The 15,970-nt window shown below is 38.8% G+C and carries 11 protein-coding genes and 1 pseudogene; 1 reads left to right on the top strand and 11 read right to left on the bottom strand.

Annotation, left to right across the window (positions count from 1 at the left end):
* Window positions 1-63: 63 nt before the first annotated feature.
* The 8 genes from cas1d to cas3 all read right to left on the bottom strand — a co-directional run bounded on the left by cas1d (window position 64) and on the right by cas3 (window position 10,971).
* Window positions 64-1,071, bottom strand: a complete 1,008-nt coding sequence (gene cas1d, locus M595_RS05625) for a type I-D CRISPR-associated endonuclease Cas1d (protein WP_023065089.1) — start codon at window positions 1,069-1,071, stop codon at window positions 64-66.
* Between the two features lie 99 nt (window positions 1,072-1,170).
* Window positions 1,171-1,779: a CRISPR-associated protein Cas4 gene (cas4, locus tag M595_RS05620; protein ID WP_023065107.1), complete on the bottom strand. Its 609-nt coding sequence runs from the start codon at window positions 1,777-1,779 to the stop codon at window positions 1,171-1,173.
* A gap of 135 nt (window positions 1,780-1,914) precedes the next feature.
* Entirely contained in the window at window positions 1,915-2,760 is an 846-nt protein-coding gene (cas6, locus tag M595_RS05615) for a CRISPR-associated endoribonuclease Cas6 (protein ID WP_023065131.1), read from the bottom strand.
* Between the two features lie 57 nt (window positions 2,761-2,817).
* Entirely contained in the window at window positions 2,818-3,534 is a 717-nt protein-coding gene (cas5d, locus tag M595_RS05610) for a type I-D CRISPR-associated protein Cas5/Csc1 (protein ID WP_023065022.1), read from the bottom strand.
* Window positions 3,535-3,539: 5 nt separating this feature from the next.
* Complete coding sequence (gene cas7d / locus M595_RS05605; RefSeq protein ID WP_023065124.1) at window positions 3,540-4,565, bottom strand: type I-D CRISPR-associated protein Cas7/Csc2; 1,026 nt, start codon at window positions 4,563-4,565, stop codon at window positions 3,540-3,542.
* Window positions 4,566-4,714: 149 nt separating this feature from the next.
* Entirely contained in the window at window positions 4,715-8,110 is a 3,396-nt protein-coding gene (cas10d, locus tag M595_RS05600) for a type I-D CRISPR-associated protein Cas10d/Csc3 (RefSeq protein WP_023065083.1), read from the bottom strand.
* Window positions 8,111-8,181: 71 nt separating this feature from the next.
* On the bottom strand, window positions 8,182-8,556 hold the full coding sequence (locus M595_RS05595) for a hypothetical protein (RefSeq protein ID WP_023065056.1): 375 nt from the start codon (window positions 8,554-8,556) through the stop codon (window positions 8,182-8,184).
* Between the two features lie 231 nt (window positions 8,557-8,787).
* A complete protein-coding gene (cas3, locus tag M595_RS05590; RefSeq protein WP_023065079.1) occupies window positions 8,788-10,971 on the bottom strand; it encodes a type I-D CRISPR-associated helicase Cas3' in 2,184 nt (727 codons plus the stop codon).
* Between the two features lie 91 nt (window positions 10,972-11,062).
* Between cas3 and M595_RS05585 the strand changes: the two genes are divergently transcribed.
* Window positions 11,063-11,917: a WYL domain-containing protein gene (locus M595_RS05585; protein WP_023065105.1), complete on the top strand. Its 855-nt coding sequence runs from the start codon at window positions 11,063-11,065 to the stop codon at window positions 11,915-11,917.
* A 93-nt stretch (window positions 11,918-12,010) separates the two neighbouring features.
* Here the strand turns inward: M595_RS05585 and mrdA are convergent, their stop codons facing one another.
* From mrdA to M595_RS05565, 3 genes and pseudogenes are all read right to left on the bottom strand, one after another.
* Window positions 12,011-13,834: a penicillin-binding protein 2 gene (mrdA, locus tag M595_RS05580; RefSeq protein WP_023065137.1), complete on the bottom strand. Its 1,824-nt coding sequence runs from the start codon at window positions 13,832-13,834 to the stop codon at window positions 12,011-12,013.
* A gap of 459 nt (window positions 13,835-14,293) precedes the next feature.
* A pseudogene (locus M595_RS05570) lies at window positions 14,294-14,996 on the bottom strand (N-acetylmannosamine-6-phosphate 2-epimerase).
* A 174-nt stretch (window positions 14,997-15,170) separates the two neighbouring features.
* The gene (locus M595_RS05565; RefSeq protein ID WP_023065069.1) at window positions 15,171-15,965 is read right to left on the bottom strand and encodes a DUF3153 domain-containing protein; all 795 of its coding nucleotides are present in this window, start codon (window positions 15,963-15,965) and stop codon (window positions 15,171-15,173) included.
* Window positions 15,966-15,970: the final 5 nt, after the last annotated feature.

Here is a 15,970-nt window from a genome sequence, read left to right as displayed (position 1 = left end):
CTCAATATAACTGTTGAGTCAAGGGATAACACAAAAACCGCCACCCCTTGAAAGTTTCGAGTTTTACTTCAAAACCAAAGGCGGATATTTATCCGTTTCCTCCATTAAATATTTAGCGAGAAGTCGCGCTTGAATTTCAAAAGATTCTTGATAAGTACACTGGCGTTTGAGAACAGGATGCTTGAACTTTGATTGTTTTTTTTGTTCATACAACCGTAAAAAGATTTTAAGTCCTTCTGGAGTTAAAGAAACAGCCTTACTCAGAGGTTCAGTAGTGAAGTCATTACAAGACAATAGTTTATTATTAATCGCACTCAACACAACTGCATCAACAATAATGGGTCGAAATTCTTCCATTAAATCAAATGCTAGTGATGGACGACCATAACGTTCTACATGGAGATAACCCAAATAAGGATCAAAACCCACAATATTAATTGCACTTTGGATATCATGGCGTAATAAAGCGTAACCAAAACTGAGCAGAGAATTAACCGGATCAGTCGGCGGACGACGATTGCGAAATTGAAAACTAAAGCCAGAATTACTATTGATTAATTGATTGAAACATCCAAAGTAAGCTGCACTTCCAGCCCCTTCTAATCCTCGTAAAGAATTAATCGAATTTTTGGAGTCAATTGGAGCAATTACCTGTTCTATTTTTGTGATACTATCCTGTAAATTAAGTTCAGTATATTTGCGACTACGGCGTAACAAAGTATTCCGATAGTTCTTCAATTTTCCGCGTACAAAACCCTGAACCGCATGAATAGCTTGGGAAGACTCGCCAGCCGCCGCCCATTGAGATTTTCGCACAAAAATATTTTTAGTTAATTCGGGTTCCAAGCGTCCGAGATATTTGCCTGTTTTTTTCAAAAATGTTAAAGATATTTTGCGTTCTAAAAGTTCCATAACAACAGCCGGAGAAATTGTTGCGCGACCTAAAATGATAATTCCTTCTACTTTAATTAAAGGAACATCAATCAGTTTTTCTTTGCCCAGTTTAACGATTAGTCGTTCGTCAGTTTTGCCAATAAAAGCGTCTTCTTGAATGATGTAAATAGTTCCCATTTTTTTGTAACTCCTGATTAGATTTTGAAGGTTGAGTGAGATTTGTATCGGGTGTTTAACTGGTGTTAAACTTAATTTAAACCAGTAGTCTTTTGAAAGTTAGTTGCTTTCTTGATAACGTCCAACTTTTTTAGTAGCTTGGGGTAAACAGCGAGAATAAAGACTACACCCTTTGCAACGGGGTTTATAAATAGGTTTTGGCATTATTCCCGTATTAAATAAAAATTGAACTGCTTCTATTATTGCGATCGCACTTTCTCGTAAAGCGGTTGAAATTTCGACTTGTTGACGTTGATGAGAATGAGCATAATAAACATAACCAACCTCTATGGTTTTTCCCGTCATTTCCTCCAAACAAAGCGCCTGGGCGCACACTTGTAACTCATCATTATCCCATTCACCTCGTTTTCCACGTTTGTATTCAACTGGATAAATTTGACCTGATTCTAATTCAATTAAATCTGATTTTCCGATCAGTTTATAGCGTTCTGATTTCAACCAAATTGCTCTAATTTGCCAGGTTTCATCTTTTATATTATCACTTAAAGTATGAACCCGCTCGTGCAAACTTGTTCCTTCTATCGTATATTCATTATCCTCAAATTCCCCCGCGCAAAACATTCGCCAACAACGGTGAGAACAATAAGCATATTGGTTTAGTGAAGCAATAGGAATATAATCTTGATTTGGAAAAGATAAGTTGTTCATCATTAGAATCCTAAACGAATAATGAGTTGACTAAAGTTTAAAAAATGCACAAGCAAACCCAATGATTTCAACAGATACCGAAATCAAAAGTTTATTGGTTTTGAATGGGATTATCCGACTTTTAACTCAAGTTAATTAACTGGACTTTCTATTTTCTGTCCCCTGCAATCTCCTCAACATTCCCATCCCCATAGGCGTTTTTCGCCCAACTCCACAATAAAAAGCAAAATCAGCTAGAGTATTTACCTGTTGAATTATCTCTGGTTCGATACTACCCAATAACCGATAATTCACCTTACCAACACAACCAATAAATTTACTGCGGGAGTCGGCAACCATTTCGGTTTTAATGTTAAAATAACTGGGGAAAATAGAAGCGGAAGGGAGTTCTCCAAATTCAATCCCGCTGTATTTATTCCAGCGATTTATAAGGCTATTAAAAACTGATTCAGCAGTCGGAAGGGAGGTGTCAAATTTTCCCTGACGAAAAGCAGTAGGAGTACAAAAAATCAGTGTCATTGAGCGATCGCTATTGGACGCTTGCTGGTATAATTGAGAGTAGGAACAAGTATTCGCCCAGGGTTGGGTAGATTGTGGTGTTGCCAGAATACTGGTAATCTTTAAATCAGCCGATCCTAAATGCCAGGGTTGATCAGGATTGAGGTTTAACCACAGTTGAGTCAGCTTGCTAAATAAACTCTCATCAAGTAAAGAAATGCGCCACCAACAGGGTGTTCCCACAGAAATAGATTGAGAATGTTCCCACTGCAAAGTTTGTCCAAAGTGTCGGTTTTTGGCACAAGTTTGTAGGGGACTGAGAGTGAAAGATTTTTCGCTCTGAGAGTCATGTAAATAATCCCCTAATTGTTTATCAACGGAACTAACAAGGGTTAGAAATAAAGCGTGTAAATGTCTTCCACTCAGAAAGTTTTGGGAAATGGGAGACAGAGGAATTAGGTTCAAAACAAGGCTATAAGGCATGGTAAAAATGGCAAATACACTCTTTCAGGAAATCCAGAAAATATTTCTCTATTATTGCTAGTTGACTCTAAAATGATATTCTAAATTAGCTGGAATTTTCAGCTTTGTAGTTCCTGTTAACTGATAGTATTCTCCTTGCAATTGCACATTTTTTATCAAACTAACAGGCGGCATATTAACCACATCATAGCTAATTACTTGATGAGTAAACATGACATCCAAAGGGTTCAGGGGATAAGGAAAAATAAACGGATGTTCAGAAGTCGAAGATTTAACCTCTTGAGTCTTTAAAACAGTCACCTCAGCTTTACTCATCCATTTTCCTAACCGAATCCATTTTGGGAATTGTAAAGGTTTTTCCGAAATCACAAAGAATTCAAAAATACTTTCCGGTGAAATTTCTTTTGTTCGTCCAAAACTGGGAATATTTTTCTGGGTTTTCTCCATTTCCACATGATAGTTATTATTGGCATATTTCCAAGTATTGAGAACCGCAGCGTGAAAAACTGAACGGGCGGGAGTGACATAAATTCCCCGTTCGTTTAAGGGCGTTAAATGTGCTTCGTATTGGGGAACTTGTTCAGCGCAGAAATAGCGATAGGAATGTTCTTCTGAAACTGTTGTTGCGTGAGTTTCACTATCAATTAAACCCAGTGCGTAACAAAGGGCGTAGTTATGAATGATGGGTTCTGTTTCATAAAGTCGCCCAATTTCACGAGTCGCAAAATAGAGACTATCATGGAGTTCGATTTGACAGAGTTGAATGATTGCCATGATGATTAATTTGCTTCAGTAGTTGCTTTTCCTTTTGATTTAGTTTTCTTAGAACTAATATGTTTTTTCGCATACTCTTTTGCTTCTGTATCGGCTTGTTGTAAAATCTGGACAATACCTGTTTCGTTTCGGGTTAATGCTTTTACTTCAGTTAACAACGGTGTAAATTCATCTCCAATAAAGTCAGTATGAACGATAAATTCTTCAGTCATTAGCATTTGAATTGTACTTGTTGCAGCTTCTAATACATCATTTTCATCCAAAGGGAGAGAACCCAACTTATTTTCAGCTTTTAACTGGTCGTAAATTGCCTGAGTCCAACGCAAATTACTGACAATTTCTCCATCGGCAAAAACAACACCAATTAGTTCATTTCTTAAGCGTCCCGTGCGGGTGGTTTGTGCGCCATAGTGACGGGTTCGGAGAATATTATTCAACACATACAGAAAACTAGCTTCTGTTGGATCTTTTAAGGTGACAATACTCGGAAAGAAAACTTGAGGTTTGATATGATCTTGCTGGTTTATTCGACTGGTTACTTCTCCAGGTGTTGAACCATTTTCTCCTTTTGATGCCATTGTTCCATTTTCAAAGGGTGCATTCAGAGTAAAACTTTCGTGAGATTCATCAAAAGCGGTAATAGAAAAAGCGGTATCTACAACAACTTTTGATTTTTCCGAACCGGAATCACCAATCGCAAAACCATAAATAATGCAGTCGGGATTATCCATCGCAAATTTCACGTTATATTCGCAGTCTTCAGCCGTCATAAATTCATATTTTCTCAACAGTTCTCGACCTGCTAAACGTTCGGGGGTGGATTGTTTACGCTTAAACATAGTCAACCGACTGATGGGAGTTCGGTCTTGAATTCCGGCCCGAATTCGGGCTTTATTGAGTTCACCATCAGTTTGAAATAGGGGATAGGATTCAGTCACACGAATAGTCAGAAAGTGAACATATTTACCCATCGGTTTGTAAGGGATTTCAGTATGAAAGTGTTTAGCATCAATGGTTTTTAGAATTGCCATAATTGTCCTTTATTGTTGTAAAGTGAGTTGTTTATTTATTCAAGGAAAATCATTCCAGTGTGACTATCTTGGTCACTACCCATACATAACTTAAAAGGGTGATAGTTTACTGCTAGCTAGAATCTAAAAGAAATAGCTTAGGTTTATTCTTATTCATGTTTTTTTGATTGTTTTGAAGCCTCTAATTCACTATTCTCTTTGTCATCTTCTAGACGATAAATAAATTCGCAGGTATCTCGAATTAAGTTGATTTGACGTCCGGCTAAACGGGCGCGATCGCCTTTAAATGACTCATAGAAAACATCATCAACAAAATACCTAGCAAACTCCAAAATAGCTTGACGTTCTTCTTCTCGTTTGCTGAAAATCCAGCGTCCTTCGGCAGTAGAGTTATGCACCCGATCCATCAGTTTAAAGATTTCTGCTGCAACAGCATTGATTAAAGCTTCACCGTTAAAAATACTCGATTCGGCTTTTAAAATTGTCTCCGCAGCAATATCAATCGGTTTTAAAACTGCATTGGCTTTCGGATTGTATCGTTTATTTGCCCGATAAAACTTGCGGTAAAGTTCGGTTAATCTTTTCGGATGGTTTAGGCTAGATTCTTTTTCCACAATCAATTTATCCTCTTTTAAATTATACACGACATAGGGATCAAAGCAAGGATAAAAATAGTAAGCATAAAGCCTAATTTTTTCTATTCTTGCGGTTTCTACACTTTGTCGTCTCACCCATTGATTGAGATAGGCAAAAACAGACAAAGGACTGGTTTCAAAATCATTAGCAAGTTCGGATAATTTTCCCCAGTTGGCATCATAGCCGGATTTTCCTTGTTTAGCATTAACATCAAGATGAATGGCATAGGCTGCGGTTAAAACATTTAGAGGAGAGGAATATTTTTTCCCGGCTTCTTCCCATCCTTCTAAAATATAGTCTAACCGAAATCTATCCCGTTTTGTTAGCACTCTAAATGCTTGCGGCGCGCTATCTAAGAATACACTTTCTTCAAATTCAGCGCCATCATTAAAAGGGGGAATGGGTGACTCTGAAACAACTGTTTTCACATCTAAAATCATCGGAAATGCAAACGCTAACCAAGTCGGCATTACCCAAGATTCGGTATCTGTTGGATCTCGTCCCGGTGGCAGTGCCATGAAGTAAAATGTTAGCGGTTGATCTTCTGGATAAGATAACTTAAAAGTGCGATCTTTTTTGTGGTTTGAGTCGGTTTCTGGCAACTCCTTTTTATATTGTAATGCTTCATCGATTAAAAAAGTATCAACACTTTGATAACGGCTGCGTTCAAAATTGGCTTTCAAGTCTTTACTAATAAAGTGATTGCGAATGCTAGTGTCAAATCGGGTTTGTGCAATATTTTGATAAGCTTGTTGTAGAAATTTGTTCGTCTCTGGCGTAAAGTAATAGGTCGGATAAAAATACAGATAACGGTATTTTCCATCCTCAAACCGCTTACCGACTGCTTGAGTTTGATTCATTAAAATTTGTCTCAACATCATTTCTGTTCCTGCAATACTCGAAATATTACGTTTGGCATTAGAACCTCCCAACATTTGTTTATTTGTATACACTTGCGGCGTAAATAAAACGGCTGACTCCATTTGTTCAGTAACGCTATAAGGGGAGTGAGAAATTGAACAAATTAATTGTCGTCCTCGTCCTGATTTTTTGGCTAGTTGATAGTGGTTTAACTCCTTTAGAAATATATCGGCTGATAATGAATCCGTTGTGGGTTTTCCGGGTAACATTACGACTCGCCTCACCCACTCTCGCAAGTCGTCCCAACCATCGGGTAAAGTGTACTGTTTTACAATCGGTTCAATTAATTTATTAATGTAATCAATGACCTGTTCACAGTGTTCTCGAACATCTTCAATTCCTTTATCCTGAATATATTTAGCTGCAAGAAAATACCATTCATAGGGAACTCCACCTGTATTACCTTTGAGTTTGTTTGCTTTGAGACTTTCATTTATCTTTTGAATCTCTCGAATTTGAGGGGAATATTGTTCTAACTTCCAGAATTTAGCGACTTCGTGAATTAAGTCAAGATGGGGTAATTCTGGTAGTTTTTTGTTCTGTTTTCTTTCTTTTTCAATTTTATTAACTTGTTCTCCCCAAATTTTTCGAGTAATTACATCTCCAAATTCTGCTATCTGATCGATCCGAATATCATCTTCAAAGATAAAATTATAATCGGAAGATAGAACATTCTGTCGTTGAAATTTAACTAAATTATCACTGCGACTTTTAGCAACAGAACTTTTTTTCGGGGTCAAAATGCGTAATGTTGCTTTTAATGCGACCTTCATTAAGTCAGCAATATCAAAAAACTGTTCATAATAGTCGGCATATTTCATTCCTTTACCATCTCGACCAAATCCCATTTGACTATCAATTAATCGCCGAGAACAGAAACTTTTTATTTTATCAATCACTCGCTGAGGAATGTCTGAAGCTGAGATTTTAGGAGAGTTTTTTTGCGTGAGATAGATAACACCTGTGGGTAAGTAAAGTAAGGGTTGATAATAAGTTTTATCCTCTGTATTTAATGCTGTATGCGCCTCCATTAAAGCGTTATTAACGATGTTAGTCAGTACGCCTCTATTTTCAGCAATACTGTGATAAGTAAACTGAAGTTGACCATCACTGAGGCTATGAATTAACTCTTTTAGTCGAGTATTTTCAGCATCTTGAGGATGTTTAATAATTGAGGCGAGAGAATCTGCTAAACAAGTTAAATCTGATAAACAAACCAGTGTGCGATGATCGCGAAGTTGAGGATTTAATCCAAATACCGAAAAATTCCAGTTCGTATCCCAACGTCTTTGTGCATTATACGCCACGCAAAGTAAATCATCAATATAGTCTTGATAAGCATTTGAATCATCTGGATTGATAAAATAATCTAACCCCAGTTGTTTAATTTTATCAGTGATAATCTGGCGATGTTCTTCTATTGGAAGTTGACGGCAGTTTTCTGGTGCATCGGGGAATTTTTCAAAGTCATGGAGAATAAATCCAGCAATGACTAACCGCCTCTCTTTTTCTCCGACAACTCGTTTAACGGTTGTATTCAGTTTTTCTAAGCGTTGTTCGATTAAATTAGCGGGAAATAAACCATTCAGTAGATGAGTATTTAAGGATTGATCGCCTGCATTATCTCGGCGAACTTTGGTTTTTCCTTCGGCTTCTCGTTTTTCATCCAATTCATCAAAGAACTTACCGCCTTTTGCTGTTACTCCAATCGCAACTCTGAGTAAATTTGGGAGAACATACTCCGCAAAATCTGCCATCACTGCATCATCAGGATTTTGAGACTGAATCGCTTCTCGCAGTAACTTTAAGGTTAAAAGTTCAGAAGTTTCTGGTTCAAAGAACGGATCGTAGGGTTCAAAGTTTAGACCAAATTCTTCATCTTCTAACCAGCTATCATCCTCATCGGTTTCTGTATTGATAACTTCCGGTTGATCAAACAGAGAGAGTTGTTTTCCTTCGGGTTCTGATTTTTGACGTTTCTTAGCCATTATTCACCTCTAATGAGTCTAAATAGGTTGTGAATTCTTGATAGATTTTGTAATCTCTCATATTTCCCAAGTCACTCATCTTCATAATCTGGAGAAAAAAACGATAACTCACTTCTCAAATCTTCATTTTCACCAGCTATATGATCTAACTCTCGAACTTTAGAGATAACAAAATCAATTGATTCCTCATCTTCTTGAATCTGGTTATGTAGATCTTGAAATGAATTAGACAATTGTTGAATGTGCTTCTCTAATCTGCTAAGTCGATGATCATGTTCTGATAATTTATTTTGATGCTCAAAAAGCTGACTATCTTGAGTAAGGTTATGCTGGCGCTGGATTTCAAGTTCAACAATGTGGCACAGTTGCTCTAAAGTCTGACGCAGTAGGAAGAGGTCGAGGTTCTGGGTATACATTGGCAGGGTTCGCAGAGAGACATACTTCATTATAAGCGAAATGCTTATTGAGTATGTCATAACCAACATAAACTATCTAGGTTCTACTCTGCTATAATTAAACCAATCGGAAAGGTTGTTCTCCTAGATCCTGTCTGGGTGAGCATTTATGCTTAATCCCTTATAGGGATTGAAACATGACATACTCTATGAATGTCTCCTACATACCTTTCCAATGATTGCTGATAACGGTGGATCTAATCCCTATGAGGGATTGAAACCCTAAGCCATCCATATCTCACCCCCCTGGCTTTTCAGCCAATCAGCTAACGTATCGATTAATAAAGCCGACTGTCCAAAAGCGATCGCGTAGGGTGCGCTACCATGAATACTGTTGCGATCGCTAATCGGATAAATTTGAAAGTGCATTGGTAGACGCAACCGCATCCGTACCTCAGCAACGGGAAACCGCAACACGTAGCAAACCAATACCTTTCGTTGCAACCGCTTGTTAATTTCACTAATCCAATAATTTTCGGGTTGCCAAACTTGAATCCCCTTCAATATCTGAACATCCCAAGAATCTGCAACCGTCTGTAAATCACCTGAATAAGTAAATTTCCAGTTCAACCGTTCTTCGCGATAACGCAACAATTTCATAAACCCTAAACAATATTCAAATCTACCTTTTGGGATTGGTATTTGAGTCCGGTTAACGACTTCTTGACGTAATCTTTTAAACGCAACTTCTGTCATCGTTTCAATCTCAAGATTGCTTAAAATTCCGGGTAAATCGTAGGTTTTAAACCGATCTATTTCATTGGATTCTGTTAAATCATATAACCCACATTGCAAGGCACTCGAACCCCGAAAGCTTGCCGCTTCATCAACAATTGGATTCCCGGTTGTGCGATTAAAATTCTCTCGCCACTCTTCCCCCCAAGCTTTCATTTTTCCTGCAACTCCCCTCAAACTGGTTTGAAAAACTTGCTGACAATCCTGCTTAAATTGTTCTTGACTGCCTTGATATTGCTGTTTAATGGTTTTATGACCCAATTTCCAACACAACATCACCGATTGAACTGCACCCCATTTTTGATAATATCCTCGAAAGTCGTTAATTTGGCGATACTTTTCTCGAATTTGGTTATAGAAAAAACATCGGTCATAAATTTGATTGGGTTCTAGGGGAGATTCATCCCCTAAAAATAATCGTTCAACGAGGAAATTCGGGATTAAAGCATAAGCCGTAAATTGGTTAAATTTAATCTCCTCGACCTTGCGTTGATAACCGCTATGTCGTCCTAGTCTTCCCAAGCGTTGAATGAAGTTTCCCGCATCGGCTGATTCAAAAATTAGAAAGTTAATTTTAAAGTCTACTCCCACATCAATTGTACTGGTTCCCAATACTAAATCTGCCGAAAGCGATTGCATTTTTTCGGCTTTTCCAGATAACCCGGTATTTTCCCCAACAGTTAACCCTTTAGCTTCAAATAATTCACGGAAAAAGGGAACTAACCGTTTTACCGCAGCAATGGAATTGAGAATAATTGCACCTTTACTACCAGGATGCTGTAAAAATTGATTGAGAATGCGATCGCTATTTTCTTTTAACCAAGTTTCTGACGCGCCTGCGGTTGATTCTAGGGAAATAAAGTTAAGTTCAGTTTCTCGCAAAATCTGACGCCATCCTTGAGATTCTAACTGTTTGGACTCCTCAATTGAATCGGGAAATTGATATTTTTGTTTTTCTAAAGGGTTAATTTGTTTAATCCGAAATCCGGCGAGAATTAATTTTTCAGTTAATTGAGATTCTGGAGTTGCGGAGAGAAAAACAAACTTTTTGTTGCGGTTGGTGTTTTTAATTAATAGCATTGTGTTAATTACACTTGCTATTTGAGGTGCGGATAAAACCTGAAATTCATCAAATATAAAGACATCAAAATCTTTATCTATTTTTCCCCAGAGTTTATCGGGGCTGTCTTTGGGCATAAGGTACGAACCCTGATGCAAGTAGTGAAATAAATCTGGGTTGGTCAGCAGGATTTCTGATTGACCTGAACGGGTGGCGATCGCCGCCGATTTTTTCAGGTTTTCATTCTCCGCATAAATTTCTAATTCTGCACTACTTAAACGGTTAATACGAGGTTCATATTCGGGTTGAAATTGTTCAATATATCCTTGAATTTGTATCTCTTGATCGCGAGATAGTTCATTTGTAGGATACAAACCAATCGCATAAAAATTGGTTGAAAGTGTTTCTAAATAAGCCGCTAAACTCTTACCATCTCCGGTCAAGGCAGTATTCACAATCACATCAATATTGCGATCGCGGATTGCTTTGAGAGTTTCGACTTGATGCCACGTTAAAGACCAACCTGGGGGAAGCTTGACATTCTCAGGAGTCTCGTCCGCCGGACATGAATAAACGGGTTTGAGTATAATTTTGTAATCGGACTTATCCATAAGTTGTGTCCGTAAGTTGTTGATATTGCCTATGATATCCCTCACAATAAAAGAGAGTCAAGCAATATACAGAAAAAGTACACGGACAAATATGAGTCGTAAAGGTCAATCAATCACGTTGTCAGTTTCAGAAGCAGAGAAGGCTGAATTAGAACAGTTAGCCTTGGAACATGGGATGACTTGGGGAGAACGTCCCAATATCTCTAAACTGTTGAAAGCGATCGCCCGCCATAAACTGCTAATTACCCCGAATAATAATTGGTCAGCCGAACGGATTAAAGCTTTAGATACTGCCAGGTTAGCATTAATTGATGCCGGAAAAATGGAAGAAGCAGTTGCAATTGGGGAGTTATTACGCGATCGCAGTGAACTGACGATTCCGTTTCGGACAGAAATTGAACGCTTCCTGAATAACCCTCAACCCGCTTGGCGGCAAAAGATAGATAATCTGATTCACCGTCAGCAACCTTTTCAGTTATCCTATCGGGATGCAGCAGAACGCCAGTGGAATTATACGGTTTTACACGCCCAGATTATGCCAATTGAAAAACGCGAATATTTAGTCTGTCGTTGCTCAGAATCCGAGGGAAATCGGGATGTTGAAGAACTGCGGCATAATTGGTCATTACGATTAGATCGGATTCAAGATGCAGCAGTCATTTCTATCGATAAAGTTTGGATACCTGACTTAGAACGGTTAGCTGTTGAGTTTCAAGTCTATCGAGGATTGGCGTTTAGTTACCAACGTAAACTGGATGATACTTTTGTCAGTGAAATTGAAGGTCAACCCTCAACAAGAAAAGTGGTTAGAAATATTTTTAGCAGTTTTTGGTTTCTTCGAGAAATTGCACCGTATTGGGAAGATTGTCAGATTATTTCTCCAGAAAATATCCGTCAACGGGTGCGTGAAAAATTGCTATTAACTTGTCAGAATTACGATCTATAAAATGGGAAAAAGCCCAACAGTTAAGTTGAGCATTTGTTATCCGGGCTTCAGAAACTATTTCTAGGTATTCTCGTTGAATAACGTTTATTTTTTCTATTTTTTCTGGGCTGCGGGTTTGGGTTTGGGCGGCCCGAAATAGGCTTTAAAAATCTCGTGGGCAATGGGTGCGGCTGACACTGAACCATAACCCCCCGCTTCGACGGCAACGGCGATCGCAATTTCCGGTTTATCTGCTGGCCCAAACGCAATATACATAGAATTATCCGGTTTTCCGGGGATTTCTACCGTCCCTGTTTTCCCGCCAGTCAAAGGAATAGAACCGTCATTTAAACGGCGTCCGGTTCCTTCTTTAACCACAGAAATTAACCCCTGACGAATCACATTTAATGTAGCCGGAGAAATCGAGGTTTTCACTCGTTCAGTTTCCGGTGTATTCGTTTGAGAAGCCAATAAATGAGGTTGAACTCGCCATCCCCCGTTGGCAACTGTAGAAGTCATCACTGCCAATTCTAAGGGAGTTACTAACACTAACCCTTGACCAATAGACATCGAAACCGTATCCCCAACATACCAGGGTTCACCATAGTTTTTTTCCTTTTCAGCAGGGGTGGGAATTTGACCGTGATTTCCACTATCAAGTCCTAAAATATCCAAATTAATTGAACCGCCAATCCCCAATTCTCGACCCCATTTAGAAATTTGTTCGGGGCCTGCTTTCATCCCCACTTGATAGAAAAAGGTGTTACTACTAACGGTTAATGCCTTTTGAAATCCAATCACTCCATAACCCGCATCATTGTATTCGTGGAAAGAAGTATTCCCCACCGTAATAGATGCCGAAGTCATCAATTTAGAATTGGGTTTAAACTTACCCGACTCTATCCCGGCCGTGGCGGTGACAACTTTAAAGGTACTTCCGGGCGGATACCCTTGCATGGCGCGATTGAGAAGTGGATTTTCTGCCCCTTGTAGTCGGTTCCATTCTTTTGCTGTTAACTGACGAGTAAAGAAATTGGGGTTAAAACTGGGACTGTTTGCCATAACTAAAATCGCCCCAGTTCTGACATCAATTGCCACGGCTGCCCCCCGTCGGTCGCCTAATTTTTCCTCGGCTATTTTCTGTAATTTATAGTCGAGAGTCAATTCAACTGGCTTTCCTGAAACGGGTGATTGTAAGCCTAATTCTTGAATTTCATTTCCTTTGGCATCGACTTCGACTAAACGATTTCCCCAAACCCCTTCTAACTCAGAATTAGCTTTATTTTCTATGCCTGTTTTTCCGACAATCATTCCCATTGGATAATCGGGATTTGCCTCCAATTCTTCAAGGGTGGCTTCTCCAATATATCCTAAAAGATGGGAGGCTAGGGTGTTATGGGGATAATAGCGTCTGGATTCTCCCCGAATTTCAATCCCTCTTGATTTGCCCATTTCTTCTGCTAGGGCGACGAACATTGAAGGATTAATATCTTGATAAATTCGCACGGGAAGCCGAGAACGATATCCGGCTTTTTCGAGTTGTTCTATAATTTTGGTTTCGGAAATTTTGAGAATTCCGCTTAACTGTTTGGTGGTTTTTTGCCATTGTTCGGGAGATTGTTCTTGGGGCCACAAATAAACGGAACGGGATAAACGACTGGTAGCAAGAACTTCTCCTTTGCGGTCAACAATTTCACCCCGTTTAGCGGGAACGGGTGCCAGACGTAGACGATTAGTTTCTGCCCAAAGTCGATTATATTCTCCTTGAATAATTTGAAGTTTCGCCAGTTGAATTGCATAGACACTCATTAAACCACTAATGACTAATAGTAGAATAATCCCTTTGTGGAAACGAGAACGTCTAACGGTTGAATGATGTACCTCTGGGGCAGTGGTTACATATTTGGGTTGATAGTCAAATAAGGTTTCGCTAGTCATAGGAATTACATTAGTGTATTATTTCTTATTCCCGATGAAGGGAGGTCAAAATCCGGATAAGATGATCAATGATCTAGAAGGTGATCCCGTAAAAAGCAAGGAGTATCGGTATCTTTTCAGTAAAATTCTTAAAGGAATTCCCAATTTTAAATACGTTAAACTGGTGGGAGTCAATACAGATAAAGATCAACCAATTTTCTCACCCTTGATTTGGGATTTGAATGAAGCTATAGAACTATTGTTCTGATGTTTAGCGATGCTGTTCTGAAAGTAGATAGGCAAGACAAGGGGTTCTAGATTATCAATCGGATGAGAGGGGAATTAAAGCGGATATTTAGATCGTTTTAATTCATCTACCCTTTTTATTTTTTCTGGAGTGATTCCCTATTGCTAAAGACGTTTAATTTTGCTTGGAAGTTCCTCAAAAAATGTTGTATTTTTAATCTGATATTTCTCTATTTATGATCCGAATGTTTTCACCTCCATTAAAGCCGTTTGATAATTTTTTACTTGAATATCTATTCCTGTAATTGCAGTTCCGACAACAACGGCATAAGCCCCTAATTCAATCGCTTTTTGGGCGTGTTGAGGTGAAGAAATTCCGCCTTCACAAATCACCGGAACTTCTAGTTTTTTGACCATCTTTTCTAGCAATTCAAAGCCGGGAGGAGTATAATTTTCTGTGTCTTTTGTATAACCATAAAGTGTTGTCCCGACAAAATCTGCACCCGCTTTAACGGCTGCTATAGCGACTTCTAGTGTGTCTACATCTGCCATAACCTGTTTACCTAATTCTTGCTGAATTTGAGGAATCAGGGTGTTTATTGTTTCTCCGTTGGGACGATTTCGTAAGGTCGCATCTATAGCAATAATATCAGCCCCCGCCTCAGCGATCGCCATGGCATCTGCAAACCGAGGGGTGATATAAACTTCAAAACCGGGAATTTGTTGTTTCCACAGTCCAATAATCGGCTGTGTTATCCATTTTCGCACGGCTTTAGATCTGATCTGGTGTATCAACTCGAACTCCGACGGCGCCTTGATTAATCGCCGCTTTTGACATCGCTGCAATAATCATCGGATCATGTAAGGGAGAGTCAACCGGCGCCTGACAAGAAACAATCAAAGATTGAGGGGGAATAAGGTTTTGATCATGGGCCATTGTAAATATAAGCTGGTTTTTGCTATATATTCTACAATCTAACGGAGAATCGTTAAAAAGGGTTTAATCTTTTTTTGATATTTTATATTTCTTAATTTTTCGGAATTTAGACGCTTTTCGGATGCAAGCCTTGCGTCCCTACAGATTTTTTACGGTGTAGTTTTGCGACTCGGGTTAAACTTCTGCTTGGGCTGTTTTTTGGCGAATCCTCATTTTAGGTAACAGCGTATATTTGAGAGTATAACCGAAATAGGTCAATAAAACAATGACAACCGCCCCAATTCCGACTGGACTGGGTATCCAAAACAGGGCTTCTAATTGATTAACTTCACCGGGTTTTAGTGTCCAAACCAGTTTACCATTTTGTTTAGAAGTTACAGCTAGGGGTTTAGGGGAGTCTGGGTTTATGCCATCAGGTTCTATGAGTTTCGCACCCCAAGGGGTATTTAAACTAAACTGTAATTCTAGCAATTCTCCCGAACCCATTAAAACCTGTTTTTGGGTTGTCAGTAAGGCTAGTGATCGCAAATCTAATTCTAAACTTAAATGATTTCGCAAAACAAAGATAAAATTATTTTGCGTTAGATCTAAGTTCGATGAAAATTGAGGTAAATTATCTTCAAGTTGATCTTTGAACTTTCTCTTTTGATCTGGATTAATCGGATTAAAAAACTGTTCAAACTTTTCTTCTAAATCCGCCCCATTATTAAACGGAATTGTCACTAAAATTTCTCGATCTGAGACTCGCTGTGTTCGTCCCTGAACCCCTCTAACCCGTCGTTTCAGACTGCGTACCCACTCATTAACAGCATCCCGACTAAAACCTGTTAACCGTTCTGATAGCTGGATTGTTTGCTGAATGGTTCCGTGAGTTTGGCTATCAAATTCTATCCCAACATCGTATTGAACACACCCGGTTAATAACAAACAGGTTAGAAAAACGATGAATAGCGTTCGGATCGTTTTCATAATTA

This window comes from Lyngbya aestuarii BL J, assembly GCF_000478195.2.
GTDB classification, from domain to species: Bacteria; Cyanobacteriota; Cyanobacteriia; order Cyanobacteriales; family Microcoleaceae; genus Capilliphycus; species Capilliphycus aestuarii.
The sequence above is the reverse complement of the archived record's forward strand: the minus strand, read 5'-3'. Positions and strand labels throughout refer to the sequence as shown.